This is a genomic window from Priestia sp. 53B2, from assembly GCF_056099005.1.
The window spans coordinates 158510-182008 of the sequence record NZ_JBLZXA010000001.1 but is presented as its reverse complement, the minus strand read 5'-3'; the positions used below and the strand labels follow the sequence as shown (position 1 = coordinate 182008).

22 protein-coding genes and 1 other RNA gene are annotated in these 23499 nt (G+C 38.7%); 12 read left to right on the top strand and 11 right to left on the bottom strand.

The window, feature by feature from the left end; translation table 11 throughout:
• Positions 1 to 285 precede the first annotated feature (285 nt).
• The 3 genes from ACN6NE_RS01120 to ACN6NE_RS01110 all read right to left on the bottom strand — a co-directional run bounded on the left by ACN6NE_RS01120 (position 286) and on the right by ACN6NE_RS01110 (position 2083).
• A complete protein-coding gene (locus tag ACN6NE_RS01120; protein ID WP_129703091.1) occupies positions 286 to 1179 on the bottom strand; it encodes a tyrosinase family protein in 894 nt (297 codons plus the stop codon).
• Positions 1180 to 1356: 177 nt separating this feature from the next.
• Positions 1357 to 1821, bottom strand: coding sequence for a hypothetical protein (locus tag ACN6NE_RS01115; RefSeq protein ID WP_240702241.1), 465 nt, complete (start codon positions 1819 to 1821; stop codon positions 1357 to 1359).
• A gap of 52 nt (positions 1822 to 1873) precedes the next feature.
• Positions 1874 to 2083, bottom strand: coding sequence for a hypothetical protein (locus ACN6NE_RS01110; protein WP_129703087.1), 210 nt, complete (start codon positions 2081 to 2083; stop codon positions 1874 to 1876).
• Between the two features lie 198 nt (positions 2084 to 2281).
• Between ACN6NE_RS01110 and ACN6NE_RS01105 the strand changes: the two genes are divergently transcribed.
• Positions 2282 to 2821, top strand: coding sequence for a GNAT family N-acetyltransferase (locus tag ACN6NE_RS01105; protein ID WP_129703085.1), 540 nt, complete (start codon positions 2282 to 2284; stop codon positions 2819 to 2821).
• A 59-nt stretch (positions 2822 to 2880) separates the two neighbouring features.
• Here ACN6NE_RS01105 and ACN6NE_RS01100 read toward each other — a convergent pair whose 3' ends face one another.
• The 3 genes from ACN6NE_RS01100 to ACN6NE_RS01090 all read right to left on the bottom strand — a co-directional run bounded on the left by ACN6NE_RS01100 (position 2881) and on the right by ACN6NE_RS01090 (position 5000).
• Entirely contained in the window at positions 2881 to 3516 is a 636-nt protein-coding gene (locus tag ACN6NE_RS01100) for an FMN-dependent NADH-azoreductase (RefSeq protein ID WP_129703083.1), read from the bottom strand.
• A gap of 490 nt (positions 3517 to 4006) precedes the next feature.
• Positions 4007 to 4642, bottom strand: a complete 636-nt coding sequence (locus tag ACN6NE_RS01095; protein WP_129703081.1) for an FMN-dependent NADH-azoreductase — start codon at positions 4640 to 4642, stop codon at positions 4007 to 4009.
• Positions 4643 to 4682: 40 nt separating this feature from the next.
• Positions 4683 to 5000: a winged helix-turn-helix transcriptional regulator gene (locus ACN6NE_RS01090; protein ID WP_013058076.1), complete on the bottom strand. Its 318-nt coding sequence runs from the start codon at positions 4998 to 5000 to the stop codon at positions 4683 to 4685.
• 220 nt (positions 5001 to 5220) lie between these two features.
• Between ACN6NE_RS01090 and ACN6NE_RS01085 the strand changes: the two genes are divergently transcribed.
• The 4 genes from ACN6NE_RS01085 to ACN6NE_RS01070 all read left to right on the top strand — a co-directional run bounded on the left by ACN6NE_RS01085 (position 5221) and on the right by ACN6NE_RS01070 (position 8939).
• Positions 5221 to 5463, top strand: coding sequence for a spore germination protein (locus ACN6NE_RS01085; protein WP_474324142.1), 243 nt, complete (start codon positions 5221 to 5223; stop codon positions 5461 to 5463).
• Between the two features lie 340 nt (positions 5464 to 5803).
• Positions 5804 to 6373 carry a LemA family protein gene (locus tag ACN6NE_RS01080; protein WP_474324141.1) on the top strand — a complete coding sequence of 190 codons (570 nt, stop codon included), beginning with the start codon at positions 5804 to 5806 and terminating at the stop codon, positions 6371 to 6373.
• Positions 6373 to 7146, top strand: a complete 774-nt coding sequence (locus ACN6NE_RS01075) for a TPM domain-containing protein (RefSeq protein ID WP_474324139.1) — start codon at positions 6373 to 6375, stop codon at positions 7144 to 7146. The genes ACN6NE_RS01080 and ACN6NE_RS01075 overlap by 1 nt, the downstream gene beginning before the upstream one ends.
• A gap of 422 nt (positions 7147 to 7568) precedes the next feature.
• Positions 7569 to 8939 carry a DUF2254 domain-containing protein gene (locus ACN6NE_RS01070; RefSeq protein ID WP_129703070.1) on the top strand — a complete coding sequence of 457 codons (1371 nt, stop codon included), beginning with the start codon at positions 7569 to 7571 and terminating at the stop codon, positions 8937 to 8939.
• A gap of 40 nt (positions 8940 to 8979) precedes the next feature.
• Here the strand turns inward: ACN6NE_RS01070 and ACN6NE_RS01065 are convergent, their stop codons facing one another.
• Positions 8980 to 10284 (bottom strand): aldehyde dehydrogenase, encoded by a 1305-nt coding sequence (locus tag ACN6NE_RS01065; protein ID WP_474324137.1) that lies wholly within the window; start codon positions 10282 to 10284, stop codon positions 8980 to 8982.
• 63 nt (positions 10285 to 10347) lie between these two features.
• Complete coding sequence (locus tag ACN6NE_RS01060) at positions 10348 to 10974, bottom strand: nitroreductase family protein (RefSeq protein WP_129703066.1); 627 nt, start codon at positions 10972 to 10974, stop codon at positions 10348 to 10350.
• Between the two features lie 446 nt (positions 10975 to 11420).
• Here ACN6NE_RS01060 and gdh point away from each other — a divergent pair, with 446 nt between their 5' ends.
• Both gdh and ACN6NE_RS01050 read left to right on the top strand, forming a co-directional pair.
• On the top strand, positions 11421 to 12206 hold the full coding sequence (gdh, locus tag ACN6NE_RS01055) for a glucose 1-dehydrogenase (protein ID WP_060745243.1): 786 nt from the start codon (positions 11421 to 11423) through the stop codon (positions 12204 to 12206).
• 145 nt (positions 12207 to 12351) lie between these two features.
• The gene (locus ACN6NE_RS01050; protein ID WP_474324135.1) at positions 12352 to 13341 is read left to right on the top strand and encodes a DUF4003 family protein; all 990 of its coding nucleotides are present in this window, start codon (positions 12352 to 12354) and stop codon (positions 13339 to 13341) included.
• 357 nt (positions 13342 to 13698) lie between these two features.
• Here ACN6NE_RS01050 and ACN6NE_RS01045 read toward each other — a convergent pair whose 3' ends face one another.
• Together ACN6NE_RS01045 and ACN6NE_RS01040 are read right to left on the bottom strand one after the other, a co-directional pair.
• Positions 13699 to 14460 carry an MBL fold metallo-hydrolase gene (locus ACN6NE_RS01045; protein ID WP_129703062.1) on the bottom strand — a complete coding sequence of 254 codons (762 nt, stop codon included), beginning with the start codon at positions 14458 to 14460 and terminating at the stop codon, positions 13699 to 13701.
• Positions 14461 to 14604: 144 nt separating this feature from the next.
• A complete protein-coding gene (locus ACN6NE_RS01040) occupies positions 14605 to 16185 on the bottom strand; it encodes a histidine kinase N-terminal 7TM domain-containing diguanylate cyclase (protein WP_474324132.1) in 1581 nt (526 codons plus the stop codon).
• Positions 16186 to 16509: 324 nt separating this feature from the next.
• Between ACN6NE_RS01040 and ACN6NE_RS01035 the strand changes: the two genes are divergently transcribed.
• The 3 genes from ACN6NE_RS01035 (at position 16510) to ACN6NE_RS01025 (ending at position 20957) form a co-directional block, all read left to right on the top strand.
• On the top strand, positions 16510 to 17361 hold the full coding sequence (locus ACN6NE_RS01035) for a PRD domain-containing protein (protein ID WP_029323116.1): 852 nt from the start codon (positions 16510 to 16512) through the stop codon (positions 17359 to 17361).
• Positions 17362 to 17480: 119 nt separating this feature from the next.
• Positions 17481 to 19421 carry a beta-glucoside-specific PTS transporter subunit IIABC gene (locus ACN6NE_RS01030; protein ID WP_129703058.1) on the top strand — a complete coding sequence of 647 codons (1941 nt, stop codon included), beginning with the start codon at positions 17481 to 17483 and terminating at the stop codon, positions 19419 to 19421.
• Positions 19422 to 19463: 42 nt separating this feature from the next.
• Positions 19464 to 20957, top strand: coding sequence for a glycoside hydrolase family 1 protein (locus tag ACN6NE_RS01025; protein ID WP_474324130.1), 1494 nt, complete (start codon positions 19464 to 19466; stop codon positions 20955 to 20957).
• A gap of 87 nt (positions 20958 to 21044) precedes the next feature.
• Here ACN6NE_RS01025 and ACN6NE_RS01020 read toward each other — a convergent pair whose 3' ends face one another.
• Positions 21045 to 21863: a histidinol-phosphatase gene (locus ACN6NE_RS01020; protein WP_474324129.1), complete on the bottom strand. Its 819-nt coding sequence runs from the start codon at positions 21861 to 21863 to the stop codon at positions 21045 to 21047.
• Between the two features lie 247 nt (positions 21864 to 22110).
• On the opposite strand from ACN6NE_RS01020, the gene rnpB reads away from it, so the two are divergent.
• Both rnpB and ACN6NE_RS01010 read left to right on the top strand, forming a co-directional pair.
• Positions 22111 to 22499: RNase P RNA component class B (gene rnpB, locus ACN6NE_RS01015), an RNA gene on the top strand.
• Positions 22500 to 22789: 290 nt separating this feature from the next.
• Positions 22790 to 23179 carry a VOC family protein gene (locus ACN6NE_RS01010; RefSeq protein WP_129703052.1) on the top strand — a complete coding sequence of 130 codons (390 nt, stop codon included), beginning with the start codon at positions 22790 to 22792 and terminating at the stop codon, positions 23177 to 23179.
• The last annotated feature ends 320 nt before the right edge of the window (positions 23180 to 23499 follow it).

The window sequence follows — 23499 nt, the reverse complement described above, 5'->3', positions numbered from 1 at the left end:
TGAGAACGGCATATTTTCATTAGAACTAAAAGGTGCGTTTACGTTATTATGCATTTTGATATCTTCCCTTCATTTATAAAACTTTTATAAAGCTTTGATAACTTATTCATATGTTTCAAGACCCTCATATGAAGCTTATTCACAGCCCAATTATGGTTGATTAACTATATTTTATGGTGAATGGAAATGAAGCAGTGAGTTTTACGATGCTTGTGGCCTTATAAGTTATGTCAGAAGGGAAGGAGTTTACCTGTTTTGATTGTATACCGCTGTTTCTAGAACGTTTTATGATGAACGTTTTGATTTTCTTAATTCTATATCGTATACGTACCCAAGCCTTCGATGGTTCATAACGTCTTCAGGGGTTGTATTCCAAGGATACATCGGATCTCTAAAGTTTTGACCAAATGGCCCGTTTTTCATCGGCTGATAGTTTTGATTGCGATGAACAATTTGCCATACAGCCCAAATACGATCCACATTTGCGTGGTGTAAAAAGAAGACAGGATCATTCGGAGCAGTAGGGACAACGCCCATCTGTCCGCCAACCCAACGGTGTACGCGATTGTGAAGCTGCGGCCCGTTAATAAATCCTTCAAGCTGATTACGAAAGCTGTTTTGGCTGGTCATGTCCCAAGGCGGAGTGTCATACTGGGTTATTTTTAAAGCATCGAGAACATCATCTCGAGTAGGCAGTGTAGGTGCCTCTTTAGTTGCTCCAAAATTACGTTTTAGCCCTCCGGAAGGATTTCCTTGTTCATCGATCGTCGTCCAGCGCCCAGCTGCAAATGGCCCGGTATCGACGATAAAATCTTTTTTGGGATTTCCGTTTCCTCCCATAAAATCTGCACTCCAAATTTGTGATTGTGAGGGATCCTGCAGCTGTGCATCCGTTTCCCATTCCCAATAAGGAAGGGTTACTTCTGGATTGATTGACTGAAGGTCACGTTCGAATCGTAAAAGGTATTCACGATGCCACGGTAAAAAAGCAGAACTCATATGTGCTGCATTTCGATTGCTGCCCGGAGGAGTATGAAATTTACCTGCTGCACCATGCCAGGCTATATAGCGGTCATATATCCCTTTTTCCTTTAGTATTAGCACGGTACGAACAAAATCTCTTTTTTCCATGTCGGTAAGATGTAATACGTTTTTTCTAACTCTGTACTTGTTACTCATTTTTTAACCTCTTTCTAAAAAAGAAGCAAGGGGCTGTTTCTTTTTTATATTTAGACTATGTCCAAGAGGTAAAAGTGCTACTGTAAATTTACAGAGACTTTTTTAAAGGTGTAAATCATAAATAGAGGTAAAATAAAAAAAGCAGGCATGCGCCTGCTTTTATTCACTGCATTATTATTAATGACCAATTGGATACATGGTCGTTACGCTGTAGTCGTAGTCTTTACCTCTGTAGTCAGTATACACAACTCTAACTTCTTGGTTTAAAGAACTAATATACTTTTCTTTAACGTAGTTGCCAGATTTATTGTTGGTGCCGTCTTCACCTTCGTTAATGACTTCTTCAGCAATAGACATCGCTTGTTTTTCATTTAAATACTTGCTGAATTGGCTTTTACCTTGATAATTGTCAACGCCTGGTTTTTGCATATGCGCGACAATGTGGCAATATCCGTATTTATCATTTCCTTCTTGTAAGACAAGTTCTTTGCCGGTAAATAGCCTGTCGCTTTGAGTCTCTGCAGAGCATTGGTTGCTTGATGCAGTGTCCGATGTGCTACTCGATGTGCTGCTTGAATTTTCATGCTGCTGAATGAGGGAAATAGGCGAATTGTTGGTAAATACAGCGATGAGGGCAATCACAAGTGCTACAATAGTGTATAGTATTTTGCTGTTTTTAAAAAAATCCATTCCTTTATGCGTCTCCTTTTTGAATCAACATTAAAATCAAATCGACTTTCTTTTCTAGCTGATCAATTAAGTTTTGTTTTACTTGTTCTGATTGTAATAAAGCGCTTCTTAGTTCGTCCATATCTTTTTGCATATACGCACGGTTTTCTTTTTCTTGCTGCAGCTCTTTTTGAAGAGCGTGTATCGTGGACAGCAATTCTTTATCTTGGTTCATTTCTGCGTTCACCGCCTCTGTGTTGATAAAAAGCAACTTATGCCCACTATATAAAATACCACTATCTCCGCTGTAAATCGACTATTTGGATAGGAAATGAGTCCTCTCGGGTGAGGTTTTAGCAGGATATTGCTAGTTGAGAGGAGAATAGTATGGTTTACCGTAGATATATGAGCTACGCAGAAAAGAGGGAAGAAAATGTTTCCGGAATTAGAGACAAAACGGCTGATATTAAGAAAAATTGTAGAAGATGATGCCGGTGAGATTTTAGAATGCTTTTCTGATGAAGAGGTGCTGCGCTATTACGGGCAAAAACCTTTAGAATCGATCAACCAAGTGAAGGAGATCATTAAGAATTTTTCCAAAAGCTACGAAGAAAAGCAATTGATTAAATGGGGGATTCAGCTAAAAGGAAAAGAAAAGCTGATTGGAACAATAGGGTTTCAAGAGTGGTCTTCTGGGCATAAGAAAGCAAACGTAAGCTATGCTCTTTTTCCGGAGTATTGGAACAAAGGATACGCAACAGAAGCCGTTCATGAAGCGATTTCTTATGGCTTCAACGAACTTCAATTAAATCGCATAGGAGCGATTGTATTTACGCAAAATAGTGGATCGATCTCCTTGTTGAGCAAATTAGGATTTAAAAAGGAAGGGACGCTAAGAGAGTACATGTTCCAAAACGGCATCCCGTTTGATACATATATTTATTCGCTACTGCGCGGGGAAGCAAAGATATAATTATAAGCATAAAAAAGGAACATGGGGAGATGTTCCTTTTTTTATGCTTACATTTTTTATTAGAACGTACGTGCAGCTTCTTTAGCGCGCGCAATGCCGTCTTCTTTAATTTCTTGTGCTTTATCTGGCATTGCAGCCTGCCCTTCTACAAATAGGCTTCCGATAGAAGGAACCCCGAAGAAGTTCATCATAATGCGCATATAGCGATGACCCATTTCTAGTTCACCAGCAGGGCCGCGAGAGTAGATACCGCCGTTTGCTTGAATATGATAAGCTTTTTTATCTGTTAATAGACCTACAGAACCTTCTGCTGTATATTTAAATGATTTTCCAGCTACTGCTACAGCATCTAAGTATGCTTTCATCACTGGTGGGAATGAGAAGTTCCACATTGGTGTAACAAATACATATTTGTCCGCTTGAGCAAATTGGTCACTTAACTCGTTTAAGCGAGCAACTTTGCGCTGTTCTTCAGGAGTAAGCGCGTCAAATTCTGCGCCGCTTCCAAGTTTACCCCATCCGCTGAATACATCGCCGTCGATGTGAGGGATATGCTCTTGATATAAATTAACGTGAACCACCTCATCCGTTGGGTTTACTTCTTTATACTCGTTAATGAATGCGTCTCCCGCAGCCATACTGAATGATTGCGTAGCATTGTTAGGGTTTGCTGTAATATATAATACTTTTGCCATAATTCTTTTCACCTTTCTGTCTTCAATATATAAATGTTGTTTCATAATTAAAAATAATATGTTCGAAAACATCTACTACGTTATTAATAGTAACTTACGTAACAAATTTAGTCAAAGGTTTTTTATTGGGTTTTATCATATTCACAAACGTTTTTAAGAGTATTACGCTTTTGGATTTTGTAGCTAAACCCTTTAAAATAAAGGGTGTATTTCTGTTTAAAGCGTGATTTTAAACGTTATTGATTTAGAGGAACTATCTTTTTTGAACGTAGATAATTAAAAAATGAAAAAGAAAAATCGTGTATTTTTGTTTCGTACGTTATTAATGGTAACAAAAAATAACAGCGTTTAATGGTTCATTTAAGACATGTTTTTAGGGTAGAACGATTTAGAAAGAGTGGATTATTTCAAGGGAAATATAAGATAGAAAGGAGGGAAGAAAAGAAAAAGACCTCGATCAGCTTCGAGGTCTTTTTGATTTTTATTGAATTTAAAACGTCTTGGCCATTGAACGGGCTTTTTGGAGTGCTTTTTCTTTAATTTGCGGAATTTGATCCGGGAATTTCACTTGCCCTTCAATAATAATGCTTTTAAACGCTTCGATTCCAAAGAAGTCCATCATGATTTCCAAATAGCGATGGCCCATTTCTCTTGCTATTTCAGGGCCTTCTGAATACACGTCTCCGCGGGATTGAATGTGAATTGCTTTTTTTCCTTTAAGCAATCCCTGAGCGCCTTCTTTTGTATATGTAAAGGTTTTGCCTGACACGGTAATCGCATCAATGTACGTTTTCATAATCGCAGGAACGGAAAAATTCCACATTGGCGTAACAAAAATATATTTGTCAGCGAGTACGAACTGTCCGCCTAGTTCGGCTAATCGTCCCACTTTTAATCGTTCATCCGTTGTTAAATCCTGGATGGAAGAGTGAGAACGAAGCTTTTTCCATCCGTTAAATACGTCTGCATCTAAGTATGGAATATCTGCTTGATATAAATCTAAATGAACCACATCATCTTCTGGATGTGTTTGCTTATACACGTCGATAAATTCTTTCCCCACAGCCATGCTAAGCGATTCGTCTTCGGCTAAAGGGTGTGCAGTAATATAGAGAACATTTGCCATGATGCTCATCCTTTCTATGGAGTAATTTTAGTAACTGACATTAATCTTGGACCCAGCTTTCTGCCCACTGGCTAATCGGCCCTAATATTTTGCCTAGCTCTGTTCCTTTTTGAGTCAGCGAATATTCAGAACGAATAGGGCGGTCTGGAATAACATTTCGGACAACGATTCCGTGGTCTTCAAGCTCTTTAATCCGTTCTGTCAAAAGCCTTCTGCTTAAGGCTGGTATACTTTCATTTAATTCACTAAAGCGTTTAGGACCGCTCATAAGTACATAAATGATTAATCCTGTCCACTTCTTGCCAATCAGTTCGAAACTTTTTTCTACTTTAGGTTGAATATCTTTTGGTTCGTCCATATTACGTATCCTCCTTCAAACAATATGGATGAAAAATAACTTATGCATTTATTGTAACAGAAAAAGCATAAAAACATGTGGAAACTTTGGGTGAAGCAGGGTGAAATGAATAAATTCACTAATGTTTGTACCTTGCTTTTTGTTTTATAAAAACTTTTCACACATAGGCTTGTCACAACATACGATGTACGAATTCACTTGAAGAAAAGGTGGTATGAGCATGGCAGGAGTTATTAACATCTGTAACACGAGAATTAATGGTATGGCAAGAAACGGATCGATGAATTTTGGAGAAGTTCTTCACAACGGACACACAGCGGATGTTAAATCTGTTGGAATCAACTCAACCTATGGAGACATTTCAGCTGCTTGTGCGCGAATGAAAAATACGAATGTGGACCCCGATGTATTTGATCAAACAGATTTAGCGAATATTGATAGCGCGTATGGAAATCAGATATAAAGGTGAGCTGCTTATAACAATTGAAGTTGTAAGCAGCTTTTTAGCTTATTTTCTTGCTGCGGAGATATAGGATAAGCTTCCGCTTACTTTTTACAGTGCACGACATCTTTTCCATTCCCGTACATATAAAGCTAATCCCTTTATCTTAATACCAATAAAATAGTAAGGTATGACATGTTCAAGAAAGAGGCGAGACTATAAAAAGAGGCGCTATAAGAACAGTGTAGGTATGCGTCATCTATGTAAATCTAATAAAAATTGGTAAATAATGAATCTTTTTTGCCACTGGCTCGTATTAGTAAGTAGATTAATTATTTTGATGAGGAAAAGAGGTAGTACATTGAAAAACAAAGGTTTGATCGCTACGATCATTGTGTTAGTGATTGTTGCAATTTATGGAGTGAGCTCTTACAATAGCTTCGTGAGCGCAGAGGAAAATGTAGATAATAAATTTTCCCAAGTAGATAACCAATTAAAAAGACGATCTGATTTAATTCCTAACTTAGTGGAAACGGTAAAAGGCTACGCTAAGCATGAGCAGGAAGCGATTGATTCAGTCACTCAGGCAAGAGCGCAGCTAGCTGGAGCTAAAACTCCTGAGAACAAAGCTGATGCTGATCAACAGTTAAGCAGCGCATTAAACCGCTTGCTTGTAGTGGTTGAAAAATATCCCGATTTAAAAGCTAATGAAAGCTTCAGAAGCTTAATGGACAGTTTAGAAGGAACGGAAAATCGACTCGCTGTAGCACGTAAAGACTATAACGATGAAGTTACAGAATACAATAAATCGGTTAAGCGATTTCCTAAAAACATGTTAGCGCGTACGTTCGGTTTTGACAAAAAGCCATATTTTGAAGTAACAAATGAAGAAAAAGAAGCGCCGAAAGTTGATTTTGGGAGCGATAATTGATGAAATTTCTTGCTTCGTTTGCTTTATTATTGTCTCTTTTATGTAATATGGTAAGCGTTGCTTTTGCTGCACCTGATATTCCAAATCCGGTAGGCGATATTTACGTTCAAGATTTTGCTCATCTATTAAACGATCAGGAAAAAGCTAAAATAAACCAAATGGGCAGAAAACTGGATGATGAAACGAAAGCTCAAGTAGCTATTCTTACCGTGAATTCATTAGGTGATTCGGATGTAGAAGAGTATGCAAATGAAGCTTTTCGAAAGTACCAGCTCGGTGATAAAAAGCTGAATAATGGCGTTCTCATTTTGCTCGCTAAAGAGGAACGGAAGATTCGGATTGAAGTAGGATACGGGCTAGAAGGAGCCATTACCGATATCAAGTCTGGAGAAATTTTAGATTCTTATGCCATTCCTAACTTAAAAAATGACAAATACGATACGGCTCTAGAAAGTACATACAAAGCTGTTTATAACCAAGTCGTGAAAGAGTATGATTTAGGAACAGATTTTGAACAAAAAGTGCCAAAAGCATCCCCGCCTTCTGATAGCGGTGTTCATTTAACAACACTTCAAACGCTGCTGATTGCAGCTGTTATTGTGGGCTTGCTTATAGTCGACTTCGTCTTTTTTAAAGGAGCGATTACACAATTTCTGCTAAACTTCCTTGTGATGTTTGGAGGAAGAGGCGGAGGTGGTGGCAGCGGCGGAAGCGGTCCTCGCGGAGGGGGAGGCGGCAGCTCTGGAGGCGGAGGAGCGAGCCGGGGCTGGTAAAAAGATAAGAGTCAAAAGAGGCTGGGATAAAATTAGGTTAGTTGAAAGAAGATCCGAACGAGATGGATTCTTAATTGAGAATCCAACGCGTTCGGATTTTTTATTTGTATGGTGAACATAGCTTTCATATATTCATTCAGTTCCTTCTAGCAGTTGATTGGAGGGCAAGGCTAAGACTCACCAGCCGCCCGCGGAAAGCGAAGTCTTGCACGGAAATCAACTGCGGTGTCACAAGCAGTTCAGCTCATATATCCTATTTGTACGTATTTAAATCGAAATAATTAAGTATGTCTCAACCTCTTTTTTGCTTTGTACAGTTATACCTTAAAAAATAGATTTTTTCCATTATATAAGCATAATCAGAAAAATTTAGGGAACTAAGAAAAAAGTTAGAGATTTACAAATAAAAAGGAAGGGTTTATATGAATACATTTAGATGGATAGCGGCAAGGAAACAGCTTTCTCCTCGTGCGTTCAAAGATGAGTTAAATAGCCAAATATGGTTTAGTCCCTTAATTTATGCTTTTTTTTCTGTTCTTTTAGCTGCATTGACGCTGTTTCTCGACTATTATTGCAAAGTAGGAGAGAAAGTTCCTTCATTTTTTTCAATCAACATGAGTTTAACCAATACGTTAGTGAGTACGATTATGCCGGGCATTCTGTCAATTACGACATTTACTTTTAATTTAATGCTTGTTGTGTTTACATCATTTGCAGCTCAGTTTTCTCCTCGCGTGTTAAAAAACTTTGCTTCTTCTAAGTCTACTCAGCGAATTTTGGGTATTTTTATAGGGAGTTTTTTGTATACACTTTTTGTTTTTTTATTTTTAAACAGCTCTCAAGTAGACGGATATTTTGCGATTCCGTTTGTGACGACAGCCCTGTCTGTTTTTAGTGCTGGCACGTTTGTCTACTTTATTAATCATTCTGTTAGGTGGCTGCAAGTAAATCATATGACTCAATCGATGAAAACAGCGTCCATAAAAGCAATTAAGACAACGATTCGAGAGGAACTGGAGATTCATCGAACGCAGTCTAGTCATAGCGAACAATTTTCCTTTCCAAAAGGAGAGAAAAAGCCGGTATGTATTCAAACATCCGGTTATATTCAAACGTTGAACTACAGCCAACTGATTCACTGTGCCAAAGAGCATAATTTAGTGATAAAAATGGAGCGTGAAGTAGGGGATTATGTGCTCAGCGGAACCGTATTGTTTTATTATTGGCATAGAGATTCGACAGAGCACGATGAAATGGATTGCACCGTCTTTCACCAATATATCCATGTAGGGAAATCTCAGACTGATATTCAAGACACTACGTATATTATTACGAAGTTTGTGGAGATGGCGATTAAATCACTAGGAAATGATGACTTCAAAACGGCGGTTAACTCCATTCACCAAATTAGCGATATTCTTCGGGAAATTTGTGATGTTAGTCAATTTTCTTCTTACTTAGTTGATGACAGCGGCGTGATACGAATGGTGATCCCTGACAAAAAATTTGAGGACTTTTTATATGATGGATTTGCTAATATACGGCACTATGCGAGACGGAATATTATCATTACGATGGAGCTGCTCAAAACGCTTGGAAATCTCGCTGAGGCCATTGGACCAGCTTATTACGACGATATTTGGGAGTTTGCGGTATACATCTCTAAAGGCTTTGAAGAAGAATATCTATTTGTTCAAGATAAAAAATATTTTTTGCATATTCTTTATGATTTAGCTATTTCTACAGAAAAGGAAGAGCAATATGAACAAATAACTAAACAAATGAACGAGTAAAAAAGCCGAAGTCAACTCGTGACTTCGGCTTTTCTTTTCTTTATTTATTTGAACGTTTTAAGATGCTTTTTGCATGTGAAAATGTATCAAAGCTTGCTTTTCCGTGATACGCACCCATTCCGCTGTCACCTACGCCGCCAAATGGAAGGTAGTGAGATGTCATATGGTTAATCGTATCATTGATAGAACCGCCGCCGAATGACACGCTGTTTAAAATGTGATCTTGAATCGCTTCATCTTCAGAGAAAAGATAAAGTGCTAATGGTTTTGGACGTTTTACGATTGCTTCAATCACTTCTGAGATTTCGTCGTATACGATGACTGGAAGAATTGGTCCAAAGATTTCATCTTGCATTACATCGTTTTCCCATGAGATGTTGTCAAGAACAGTTGGTTCAATAAACAGACGAGAACGGTCCGTTTTGCCTCCAAAAACGATATCTCCGTTTGTTAAGAAGTTGCTAAGGCGATCAAAATGCTTTTCGCTCACTACGTGAGGGAAGTCTAGGTTTTGTGAAACATCTTCGCCGTACGTGTTTGTTACGACTTCTTTTAGGTTAGCTAGCAGCTCGTCTTTTACATTTCGCTGAACAAGAATGTAGTCTGGCGCTACGCAAGTTTGGCCAGCATTTGCAAATTTACCGCGCGCAATGCGTTTTGCTGCTTCTTTAATATTTGCATCTTCGTGTACAATTGTAGGACTTTTTCCGCCTAGCTCAAGCGTAACAGGCGTTAAATGTTTAGCAGCAGCTTCTGCCACAATTTTGCCGACCATTGTACTTCCTGTAAAGAAGATGTAATCAAAGTGTTCTTTTAATAAAGCCGTGCTTGTTTCTACTTCACCTTCGACTACAGTCAAGTATTCTTCGTGGAAGTTTTCATTAAACATCTTAGCAAGAAGGCTTGACGTATGAGGTGTTAATTCAGAAGGCTTTAACACCACGCAGTTACCTGCAGCAATCGCTCCTACTACTGGTGATACAGCAAGTTGGAACGGATAGTTCCATGGTGCAATCACTAGAGCTAAACCGTATGGATCTTGATAAATGTAGCTTTTTGCTCCTGCGTGAGTAGATGGTGTTTCTACTTCTTTTGGCGCTGCCCATTCTGCAAGGTTCTCAACTGCAAAGTCGATTTCGCTTAGCACAAGGCCAACTTCTGCACGTTTTGCTTCAAATTCTGGTTTGTTAAGGTCAGCTTTTACTGCTTTTAAAATGTCGTCTTCATGACGTACAACAAGTTCTCTTAATTTCTTTAGCGTTTCGATACGGAACGCAACGTCTTTAGTTTTACCGCTATTAAAGAATGAAAGCTGTTTTTTTGTAAGTTCTTGATAGTTATTCATCAGAAAATCTCCTTTTACTTCACATTTTTAACTCTTTATTCAATGAACAGAAATAGCTGCTGCTTATTTCCAAGTTGTAACCGTATTGACCGGTAAACGGTAAGAAGCATGGCCTTCGCTTGCTGCTTTGCCGATTGAGATAAGCATAATTGGAAGATAACGTTCTTTATCTAAACCGAATGCTTCTGCGATTAATTCTTTTTCATATCCGCCGATTGGATTTGTATCGTATCCGTGAGCACGAGCAACAAGCATAAGCTGCATAGATACAAGACCGGAATCTATTAAAACGATGTCTTTCATATCAGCTTTTGGCATGTTTTCATAAATCGGCTTAAAGAAATTTAGCTGCTGTTCTTTAATGTCTTGAGGCATATAGCCAAGCTCTACTGCTTTGCCGAAAATTTCATCTGCATATTCAACGTTGTTCATGTCACCAAACACGGCAATAACAGCTGAAGATGTATTAACTTGTTCACTGTTAAATTTTGCGAGTTTAGCTAGCTTTTCTTTTCCTTCCGGCGTTTCAATTACAACAAAGCGCCACGGCTGCATATTAACAGAAGAAGGAGCGCGCATAGCTTCTGTAAGAATTTCTTCCATTTCCTCACGGCTAATTTTTACTGAAGGATCATATTTTTTAATTGAACGACGTTTTAAAGCAATTTCGTTAAAATCTTTTATAGTCATAGTCATTATTCCTTTCTTTTTAGGCGTTAAGGTTATTTATTGTCATTTCCGTATTTTTGATTGTGGAAAATTGTTTGACATATCAATAATTGATACATCAACAATATAATGCATTGATTTAAGAATTGCAAGGGAAAAAGTTTAAACTTTTGAAGTGGTGTTAATTGGAAGTGTGAAACCACATCCTGCAAGGAACAGAGATGAAGAGAGTAAGTGATAAAAATAAATACTAAGAATGATAAAACAAAAAGTTTGACTACTTTATTTCTCTTGGTTACGATAAGTAACGAAAGAAGTAAAGATGAATTTGCTATTTTTCAAAGGAATGACAGTTTGAGAAAGAAGAGATAGAGAAATGTTTATTCTCTTTTTAAAACCTAAACTGTATTTATAATTAGTACAGTATAGCAAGACATATCACGCAGGAAAAGTAGGAGGACTTCAAGATGTATACAGATTTAAAAGATAAAGTAGTAGTTGTAACAGGCGGATCAAAAGGATTGGGTCGCGCAATGGCCGTTCGTTTTGGTCAAGAGCAGTCAAAAGTGGTTGTAAACTACCGCAGCAATGAAGATGAAGCGCTAGAAGTAAAAAAAGAAATTGAACAAGCTGGCGGTCAAGCAATTGTTGTTCGAGGCGACGTAACAAAAGAAGAAGACGTTGTGAATCTTGTAGAGACAGCTGTTAAAGAGTTTGGCACATTAGACGTTATGATTAATAATGCTGGTGTTGAAAACCCAGTTCCTTCACATGAATTATCATTAGAAAACTGGAATCAAGTAATCGATACAAACTTAACAGGCGCGTTTTTAGGAAGCCGCGAAGCGATTAAATATTTTGTTGAAAATGACATTAAAGGAAACGTTATTAACATGTCCAGCGTTCACGAAATGATTCCTTGGCCACTATTTGTTCACTATGCAGCAAGTAAAGGCGGTATGAAGCTAATGACGGAAACATTGGCTCTTGAATATGCGCCAAAAGGTATCCGCGTAAATAACATTGGACCAGGCGCAATCGATACGCCAATCAACGCTGAAAAATTCGCAGATCCAGAACAGCGTGCAGACGTAGAAAGCATGATTCCAATGGGCTACATCGGCAACCCGGAAGAAATTGCATCAGTTGCAGCATTCTTAGCATCGTCACAAGCAAGCTACGTAACAGGCATTACACTATTTGCTGATGGCGGTATGACAAAATATCCTTCTTTCCAAGCGGGAAGAGGTTAATAGGTAGAACTGAACGAAAAAGACCCCGGAATATTCCGGGGTCTTTTTCGTATTGTCATAAATGTACGGATTATTTACCGAATATTTGAAACTTTTATTGAAGTGTTACGTATATAAGCTAACGACGAATAAAGGACGTGTTGATATGCTATCGGAAACGATTCAACAAAAAGTAGATCAGTATAGAGGTTTTTATATCAGCTTAAAAAATGAACTCAAATGGAAAGTGGCAGATCCGAAGCAGTTTATGGCTATCGCTTCTATGTATGCAGTGAAAGGTAAATCGCTTCAGCTTCAGCCTTATCTAGAGTTAAGTGACTATATTAAAAATCAAGTAGGAATGTTTTCCACATTAAAATCATCGCAGCGTTTTACGATCGCAGCCATGCTAGATACCCGCTATGAGAATCCAAAAGAAACGTTTCATGAATTTCTGGATGTATATGATCAATTGGTACAAGGAGGGTTTACCAGAGGCGCATTTACGTATATCGCGGCTTCCGCTATGCTGTCGAATGAGTCAAGTCGAAGTCATAAAGAAATGGTTCGAAGGTCAGTAGAAATTTATCAAGGCATGAAAAAAAAGCATCTCTTCCTTACATCAAGCGGTGATGTACCTCTTGCTGTGCTATTAGCTGAAACGAGCGAATTTGTTGATGATTTGATGCGTGAAATTGAACACTTTTATACCACATTGGCGCAGCATGGATTTAAAAAAGGAAATGACCTTCAATTTTTAAGTCATATTCTCGCAATCGATAAAAACTTACATGGGGATACACTTATTGAAAGGTGCCTAGCAGTAAAAGAAATCTGTGAATCGGCAGGTATGAAAGTAAAAGCAATGCATTACCCGGTCATTGGCTTATTAGCACTGTTTGAAAAACCGGAAGCTGAAATTGAAATTATCCATGAAGCGGTAAAGCAGCTGAATGCAGATAAACTTTTTAAGTGGCATAAAGACATCAATGTTATGCTGGCGGTTAATCTGGTTATCAGTGAAAAGCTAAAGGATTCTAGAGTGATCGAAACAGGCATCTATACAACGATTGAAACGATTATTCAAGCCCAGCAAGCGGCTATGCTAGCGGTTATTGCGAGCACTTCAGCAGTTGCTACTACGACTACTACTTGATAAATTAACCGGCTATAAAAAGAGGCTGGGACATAACTACATGAATCTAACCTAAAGATGAACCAATGGAATAAATGAGCTGAACCGCTTATAACACCGCGGTTGATTTGCGTGCAAGGCTTCGCTTTCCGCGGGCGGCCGCTGAGCCTCCTCATCCCTTACGCTCCTGCGGGGTCTCACCTGTTCCGGTTTCCCCGCAGGAGGCCCTCCAATCAACCGCTAGAAGTACCCCTATACATGAAACCTGCGTTCACCATACCGATGAAAAAATCCGAACGAAGTTGATTCTCCATCAAGAATCTTGATTCCTCGTTCGGATTTACATTCAACTAGAATACTTTTATCTCAGCTTTTCTCTTAAAAAGTATAAACCTCGCCATCATCTGGAACAAAGACGTTAGATGTCATGTCTTTTTCTTTGATAAAGCTTTTTAATTCTTCTCTTGATAGCGTCCAGTGATTTACAGCTTCCATATGGACAGAAATAATCGTAGCCTGAGGAGCAGCTTTAAAAACTTGGTAAATATCTTCTTTCCCCATCACAAGAGAACCGCCTTCTAAAAACTGATTATCGCCGCCGTTTACGACAATGACATCCGGTTTATGTGTGTTGATTTCTTCTCCAACAGCAGGGTACCATACCGTATCTCCAGCTACATAGAGCGTTTTTTCGCTATCGTGGTTAAAGACAACTCCGCATACTAACCCGGCAAGTTTTAAAATTTCTCCTCTTCCGTGTTCGCCTTTTGTTTTGATTAATTGGATGCCTTGAAAGACTGTATTCTTTGTGAGTGCTTCTACATTTTTAAAACCAGCTTCTTTTACTACTGCGGCATCTTCTTCATTTTGAACGAACATTTTGATATCGTTTGGCAACGCCTGTTTAGCGGCATCGTCAAAATGGTCTAAATGGAGGTGAGTGACAATAACCGCATCTACATCAGCAATAATTTCTTCAAGCGATAACGGTAGGCTTACTAATGGGTTGTTTTGATCTTGTCTGATCGAATTTGGGAAAGGAGGGTACGTACCTTTTTCCGCTAACATGGGATCAATTAAAAACGTTTTTCCTCCGTATTCAACAATTAGAGTAGCGTTACGAATATGTGTAATCTTCATCTGTATCTCTCCTTTTTTTGATCTACGTATAGTTTATAGGATGCTCTAGTTACAAATACATAGATAAAATCAAGTCTTTTAACACTTTCACTTGATAAATGAAAGAATAGTAGTCAAAAGTAAAAAGAACCGAAACAGTGCTGTTTAGGTTCTTTTTAGGATTTCTTTTATCTCTTTATGTATACGTACTTGGTTGCGTCCATGTTGTTTGGCAGCGTACAGGGCGATATCTGCTTTATTCACCAGCTCATCTAACGTTTCATTTTCATGTTTTTCCGCTTGTGCTACTCCAAGACTTAGCGTAACAGAAATGGTTTCTTCATTAATCAGTAAGGGCTGAGTCTCGACGTGACGGCGAATTTGGTCAGCCAGCGTTTCGCCTTCGGATAAAGTATAGCCCTTTAGCGCGAGTACAAATTCTTCACCGCCGTACCGAGCAAAAAGAGCTCCTTGCGGTAATACGGACTGGGAGGCTTTTACGACATGTACAAGCACCTGATCGCCGGTATAATGACCATACGTATCGTTCACTTTTTTAAAATAATCTATATCAAGTAAAAGAAGCGTAAAAGAAGATACGGACTTTTTTGCTTCATCGAATGCTTGCTTGCTGCGCTGAAAAAATGCTCTGCGATTATAAATTTGCGTCAGCTCATCGTAATAAGCTTGATTTTCAAGCTTTAGCTGAAGTCTTTTTAGCTCCGTGATATCCGTAAAAATAAGCAGCAAGCCGTGACTGTTGTTAGCATATTGCAACGGAGAGGTGCGAACTTGATACGTATACTGAAATTGATCCGCAGAAAAAAGCTGCAGCTCTTGACTGCTTTTTCTATTTTCTAATGTAAAAGGAAATGAACTGTCCGATAACGTGAACCAAATATCAGCAAAACGTTTTCCAAACATCGCTTTTTTTAGCTGCGGAAACATGTTCTTCGACGCTAAGTTAAATTCAATTAATCTGTAAGCTTCATCAAGCACGATAACACCGTCATTGATGCTGTTAAATATCGCATCTTTAGCAACGGGCATGACCGTAAACATACGCGACGAGTTAATGGACCATAAATATAAAAAAGAAGAAACCCATAAAACCATCGGAACTGGATCAATTCCCTGCGGCGTAAAGCCCATTAAATAGACAAAAGCTGTAACGATAGGGACTAATTGCCCCACCATTAATGCAATTAGCTGCAGGCGGTAAGCTTTGGCTGTTTCTTTCCAGCGGTAAACGGCGAGCAAAAAAGCAACGAACATAGACGAAAAGATGAACATGCCGTGAATCGTGTACCATGGTCCAATTTCTTGATGAACGTAAGGAGCACCTAAAACTGGGTCAATTTCAAACACTCGGTAATGAAGGTGATGCCAGTCATTTGTTGCGACCATGATCAAACTAATAAACGGAATGATAAAAAGTGCAAAAGTATGTTTTTTCCTCACCTTTATGCCGACATACTGCATAACAAACAGCAGTCCTGCAGGAGGTGAAAAAGGCATGCCCACGTATTGAATGAAGGTCCAAAATTTCATTTCCTCGAGGTTAACGGATAGTAAGCTAAATGCCGCACCAATACAATAAACGGTGGTGAAGCCTGTATGAAGAATAAATAAATGCGCAATGTTAGCGTAGTGGTGACGCTTAATAAATACGTAAAAACATAAGTATAGATTAAGAACACCGGACGTGCAGATAAGCGTTATATAAGCTGTTAAATCTAAATTCACAATTGTATCCCTCATTAAGAAAGCATTTTTAGTTAAATGTAGCACAGTTGAAATAAAATGTGGATGTTTTATGTGGGAAATGAGCAGTGGATAGTAGAGGGATAACGCGTTTATAAGCAGCTTCTTTATGAGAATAGTAGATTGTTAAAAATTCAGTATTTTATGTATTGACATCGCTTTCATAGTAGAATATAATTTCAGTAATAACTTAAAACTGGATTGTTACTGATTCGATCAGGCATTACCTGTGTTAAAAATACGTGATGTGTTCATGTGTTTTTAAGATGGGATTTTTACGTTTGTTCTGATGTGGGGGAAGCATCTATGAAATTTGTTAAAGTATTTAATAATAACGTAGCATTGGTCAAAGACTCCTCTAATGTAGAATGGGTCATCATGGGAACAGGCGTCGGTTTCCAAAAGAAAAAAGGTGATCCAGTTGATAAGGCTGTCATTCGACGAAAGTTTGTGGCGGAGTCGTCCAATATTCGTAGACCGCTGGCTCAAATTCTAGAGAGCATCAAACCAGAAATTCTCGAGGTTTCTGTAGAGTTAATCAAGCAAGCAGAAAGAGAAATAGGTGAGCCTTTTCGCACTAATATTCACTTGACTCTTGCGGATCACTTAAATTTTGCGATCGAACGAAGCCATAATGGCCTTGAATACGCGCAGCCAAGCCGCTGGGAAGTTAAGAAGCTTTATCCGAAAGAGTATAATGCTGCGGTTAACGCTATTCGACTAGTGTATGACCGGCTTGATGTGCTGCTTCCTAAAAGTGAAGAAACGTTTCTCACCTATCATTTTGTAAACGCACAGAATGTACAAGCAAAAGTGGAAGAAACGATGAAGATGACTGAAGTGATTAATCGAATTATCGATGTTGTTCAATATCATTTTCAGCTAAAACTTGATGAAGAATCCATGAACTATTCTCGTTTTGTCACGCATCTACGATTTTTTGTTTTGCGTCAGCTGGATCAGAACCCACATGTTTCTCCTGAAGTTGATGCTACGCTGCTGGATGTCGTAAAAACAAAGTATGAAAAAGCATATAAAGCTGTTGAAAAAGTGGCTAATTTACTTCATAAACAGCATGGTTGGTCTTTGACTTCAGATGAAAAGCTTTACTTAACGCTACACATTTGGCGAGTGACGAATCTAGTAGAAACTGAATAATTTTTCTTCATTGGAGGATTGTTACTGACTCGATCAGGCATTACCCAAGCAGACATTTGCATGTTACAAACATGCGGTGATCTGTTTGGGTTTTTTTATTGAAAAAAGGAGGGATATAAATGACTTCATATAAAGAAACAGCTAAAGAAGTAGTAGATAAAATCGGTGGAGCACAGAATGTTAACCAGGCTTGGCACTGCGTGACGAGACTTCGCTTTAATCTTCATGATAAAAATAAAGTCCAGGTGGAGGAAATTAAGCAAATAAAAGGAGTGATGGGCGCTCAATTTTCCGGTGATCAGTTTCAAGTCATTATTGGAAACAGAGTTGCTGAAGTTTTTGAAGAAGTTGAACCTTTGGTAGGAAGCGGAAGCGCTGCTGAGGGAAAAAACGGCACGAAACAAGGGGTTGTTTCACTTGTGATGGACAGCATTTCGGGGATTTTTACTCCTGTTTTGCCAGCGCTTATTGGTGCGGGTATGCTAAAGGCTTTTGTCGCTTTATTCGCTACGCTAGGATGGCTGAGCATAGAAAGTGATACGTACGCAGTGCTGAATGCAATCGGAGACGGAGTCTTTTACTTTCTGCCATTTTTCTTAGCTGTTTCAGCAGCTCGCAAGTTTAAAACAAATGAATACTTAGCGCTTGCTTTAGCAGCTGCCATGCTGTATCCGACCTTTGTAGATGCAGCGCGAGGCATTACGAAAATAAAAGAATTCACGTTATTTGGAATCGATTTTATATCCATTCCAGTCGTGAACTATACGTCTAGCGTTATACCGATTATTTTAGGTGTACTTCTATTAAAGTATCTATATAAATTTGTTCGCTCATGGATGCCGGCTACTATTACTGTCATGTTTTCACCGTTGCTTGCACTTTTAATTGCGGCACCTATCACGTTATGGATAATCGGTCCGCTTGGAACGTATATGGGAGACGGGTTAGCCATTATGTTCTCATGGATGTTTGAAACAGCAGGTCCGCTGGCAGGTCTTTTACTAGCAGGTCTTATGCCTCTTATTATCATGACGGGTATGCACTATGCAATAGGTCCGATCGCCATTCAAAATCTAAAAGTATATGGATTTGACAATGTTTTAATGCCGATGATGTATATCAGCAACCTCGCTCAAGGAGGAGCTGCATTCGGAGTAGCGTTGAAGACGAAAAATAAAGATTTAAAGCAAGTTGCGTTTTCATCGGCCATTTCAGCTGTTATCGGAATTACAGAGCCTGCTATGTACGGGGTAAACATGAAGTTAAAAAAACCTTTTTATTACGCTATTGCGTCTAGTGCACTGCTCGGTGGCTTTGCTGGGTGGTATGGGTTTAAAGCTTTTACACTAGGAGGATTAGTCGGAATATTTGCTGTCCCTACGTTTGCAGATCCAAGCGGCGCAGCAGGCAATTTGATTGTCGCCGTGGCTTTAGCGGCAGCGGCCGTTATTTTACCAGCTGTTTTGGTACTAACTCTTGGATTTAAAGATATTGCTTCAGAAGAAACAGAAAAAAATACAATAAAACTTGAAGAACATCCTGTCAAAGAAGAAGCGCCACTGCAAAATGTTTCTCTAGCAGTAGAGGCGAAAAAAAGTGGTAAAACAAAAAGCGTCTTCTCTCCTTTACAAGGTGAACTTGTTCCGCTGCATCAAGTGTCAGATCCAACTTTTGCTCAAGAAATTATGGGGAAAGGAATTGCAATTGAACCTAGGGAAAACCGCGTAGTTTCGCCTATCGCTGGCACGGTTATGGTGCTTCCTGATTCTCAACACGCAATCGGCATTAAAGGAGAGGACGGAGAGGAGATTTTAATTCATATTGGAATTGATACGGTTTCTTTAAAAGGAGAGCATTTTAAGGCAATGGTGAAAGAAAAAGATTATATAAATGCAGGGCAGCCGCTCATTGAATTCGACCGGCATGCGATTGCAGAAGCTGGATTTGAAACCGTTACGATGATTATTGTCACAAACACAGCGGAGTATTTAGATGTGCTGTCTGTTAATGAAATAGGTCCAATTTTTGAAGGGGAACAGCTACTTTCTGTAGTCAAATAAATGCTATTTTTAATAAAAATATGAGAAAAGGACGTGGGGATTATGTTAACAAATGATACTGTATTTAAAAAAGGATTTTTATGGGGAGGCGCAACAGCTGCTAACCAAATTGAAGGAGCTTACGACGTTGATGGAAAAGGGCTGTCTACTGCAGACATGATCCGGTTTGTACCGAAAGATGAACGAACTGGTTACTCAATGGATGTAAAAGCAGATTATATTGAAGATGTGCTTAACTACAAAGTCAATGATCGTTTTCCAAAACGTACGGCTATTGACTTTTATCATCGCTATAAAGAAGATATCGCACTGTTCGCAGAAATGGGGTTTAAAACGCTTCGCATATCAATCAACTGGGCGAGAATTTTCCCAAATGGAGATGATGTGAATCCGAACGAAGCAGGTTTACAATTTTACGATAACCTATTTGATGAAATGTTAAAGTACGGCATTGAACCATTAGTGACCCTTTCGCATTATGAAATGCCGCTTGAGCTTACCCGTAAATACAACGGCTGGTACAGCCGCAAGCTAATTGGCTTTTATACACGCTACGCGGAAACGGTATTTACACGCTATAAAAACAAAGTAAAATACTGGCTGACGTTTAATGAAATTAATGTGATTACCCATAGCCCTTATACAGGCGGCGGTATTTTAGTTGAAAACGTTCCGAATCAGTCAGCGGAACAAATTGCGTATCAAGGGGCTCACCATCAATTTGTGGCGAGTGCACTTGCCACTAAGTTAGCTCATGAAATTATTCCAGATGTAAAAGTAGGGTGTATGCTTGCACGTATGACAACGTATCCTGTTACGAATCATCCGGATGATATTTTACTAGCACAGCATAAGAATGACTTGAACTTATTTTTTACAGATGTTCAAGTGCGCGGAGAATATCCAAAGGTAATGGAACGTTACTTTAAAGAGAACAACATTCAAATCGTAAAAGAAGTAGGGGATGATGAAATTATCAAACAATATCCCGTTGACTTTATTTCATTTAGCTACTATATGTCTCTTTCTGTCACAACTCAAAGTGAAGAAGACAATGTTCTAGGAAATATGATTGCAGGCAGTGTAAAAAATCCTCATCTTCAAACGTCCGATTGGGGATGGCAAATCGATCCGAAAGGACTTCGCTATACGCTACAAGATTTTCATAACCGTTACGGCAAACCGCTGTTTATCGTTGAAAATGGTTTAGGAGCTTATGACAAAGTAGAAGAAGACGGCTCTATTCATGATCCGTACCGCGTAGATTATTTAAGACAGCATATTGAACAGATGAAAGAAGCGGTCAAAGATGGTGTAGACTTAATGGGCTATACCGCGTGGGGACCTATTGATTTAATCAGTGTATCAACAAACGAAATGTCAAAACGATACGGCTTTATTTACGTAGATCAAGACGATGAAGGAAATGGTACGCTTGCACGATCTAAAAAAGATTCCTTTTACTGGTATAAACAAGTGATTCAGACAAATGGAGAAGATTTATCTTCCTCCACAAAAGTCAAAGTTTCTCAGTAAAAAACATATGCCTGAAAACACGCGATGTTCCTTCATCTGCGTGTCTTCAGGCATATTTGTATTTACAGTCTATTTAAGTTCACCGTTTTACAAAGGTGTCACCTGCATTTTTTTTTGTCTAAAAAAAACCCAATCGGTAAAGCCGATTTCTTTAAGACGTTTTTTTACTAGTTCAAAGTCGTCTCCAATGCGCTCCGGGTCATGAGCATCAGAACCGAATGTAATATGTACCCCGTAGTACAGAGCTCTTTCTAAAATATCATCTGCAGGATACCAGCCTCCGCAGTCTTTGGTTTTACCTGATGTATTCACTTCTATGGCAATGTCATGTGCTGAAATCACTTTTAGCGTCTGATCAATTACAGCTGTCTCGATAGAAGAAAAAGAGGGATAGAATCCTTTCATGGCATCAATATGGCCAAGAATTTGAAACATTTTGCTTCGGGCGGACTCTTCGATCAGCTGATAATACGTTTCTTTCGTGCGCTGCTTTTCTTGCTGAGAAAGTCCTTCCCATCGCGTTTTATGAAAGATGCTGATTTCATCAACTTGGTGGACAGAGCCGATTATGTAGTCAAACGGATATTTTTCATAATGGCTACGATATATCGCCGCATGCTCTGGAAAGAAATCAGACTCCACCCCTAACAGCACTTCGATTTTTTCTTTATATTCTTCTTTTAGTTTTAAAATCTCAGCTACGTATCCCGAAAATGCGCTTTTTCCCATCGCAATATGAGGGTACGGCTGATCTTCTTCGCTCGCAAAATAAGGAGAATGATCCGAAATTCCAATGATATCAAGCCCTTTATCAATGGATGCCTCTATATAATCTCGAATCGTTCCCCGAGCATGTCCGCATCGGTCGTGATGGGTATGAAAATCAAATTTTAAATCAGCGTTCATTTTTCATCACCTCTGTCATCTTTTTATGTGGTGTATAAAATATTCTACAAAGAAACAAAGTATCCCCCTTAGAAATGGATGAAGAGGATATTTCTTGGCTTGCTGGTGATTCATCTACTAAAAAGATTGTACAGAAACAAGTTATTTTATTTAATTTGCCGCAAAAATTGAAATGGAATCCATACCAAAAATTACATTTGATTCGGCAAGCTAAAACGCATATACTACTCATACACGATCTGAAACAACGTTCAGGTAATCGCTGCATCATTTGATGTAGAGGAAAGTCCATGCTCGCACGGTGCTGAGATGCCCGTAGTGTTCGTGCCTAGTGAAAAAATAAGCTAGGGCAGCTTGGCTTATAGCTTAGCTGACGGCGGGAAAAACCACCTAAGTCCTCGGATATGGTCGAGTATCCCTGAAAGTGCCACAGTGACGAAGCTTTGCTGGAAACAGCAAAGGTGGAACGCGGTAAACCCCACGAGCGAGAAACCCAAACAATGGTAGGGGAACTGTCTCTAAGGAATCAAACGGAGAGACGGACGGTTACATGTGTAATCGTAGATAGATGATTACCGCCTGAGTACGAGAGTAAAATCGTTTGCAGTACAAAGGTACAAAACATGGCTTATCGAACGTTGTTGAAACAGAGACTGACTTTACAATATGTACTCAAAACAAACCAATGAGGTTTGTTTTTTTGTTTGTTATTTTTTCAAATCATAGCGCAGACTCATTGATAGAGTGCTTGAATTTTCCTTATTGTAGTATGAGGACTTGCTATTCTTTTTTACTAGAAGGGTTTAAGTTTAACTGAGATTCGCTTTTTCTTTACATAGAGGAAAAGGGTATATGTAAATACATATTAACTAAATTGCTGTATAGTTTACTTGTACTTACTAAACATGGGGAAAGGGAGAATATTCATGATTAAGAAAATGGAACATACAGCAATTATTGTTGGAGATATGGATGAAACGATTCACTACTACGGGGATATGTTTGGCTTTAAAGTTCGCCTTCAAGGCTCTACCGAAAAAAGAGAGATGGCTTTTTTGTATCTTGAAGAACAGCCAAGTATCGAAATTGAGCTTATTCGAGATATTGATCCTATTGGCGAGTATAACAAAAGCGGGATTGTGAACCACCTTGCGTTTACGGTAGAGGATATAAATAAGGCTATTAAACATTATAAGAACAAAGGAATTGAATTTTTATCATCTGAGCCTCAGCCAACACTTGAAGGCGGCCGTATGATTTTATTTCACGGACCTAATGATGAACTGCTGCAGTTAGTAGAACGGGTTAAACTTTAAAAAGTTTACTTTAAGAGGTACATACAAGAAAAAATGCGTTTTACATTCTCAAAAAAGACCTTTCTTTGATTGCGATAGAAAGGTCTTTTTGAGGTGAATTTACTATGATATCTTAGTTAGCTTTTTAATAACTTTCCTTACGTTTCATGACAAATTCTTCTTTCTGCTAAAAAATGATGAGTATAAAATTTTATAAAGGCCGTATACAGCAATCATCAAGATGAATTAAAAACTTCCTCGAGTATGTTTCCATTTTTTATCGTAACACCCGCTATCTATAATGTATAATTCATTATAATCATATTTTTCATACATCTATG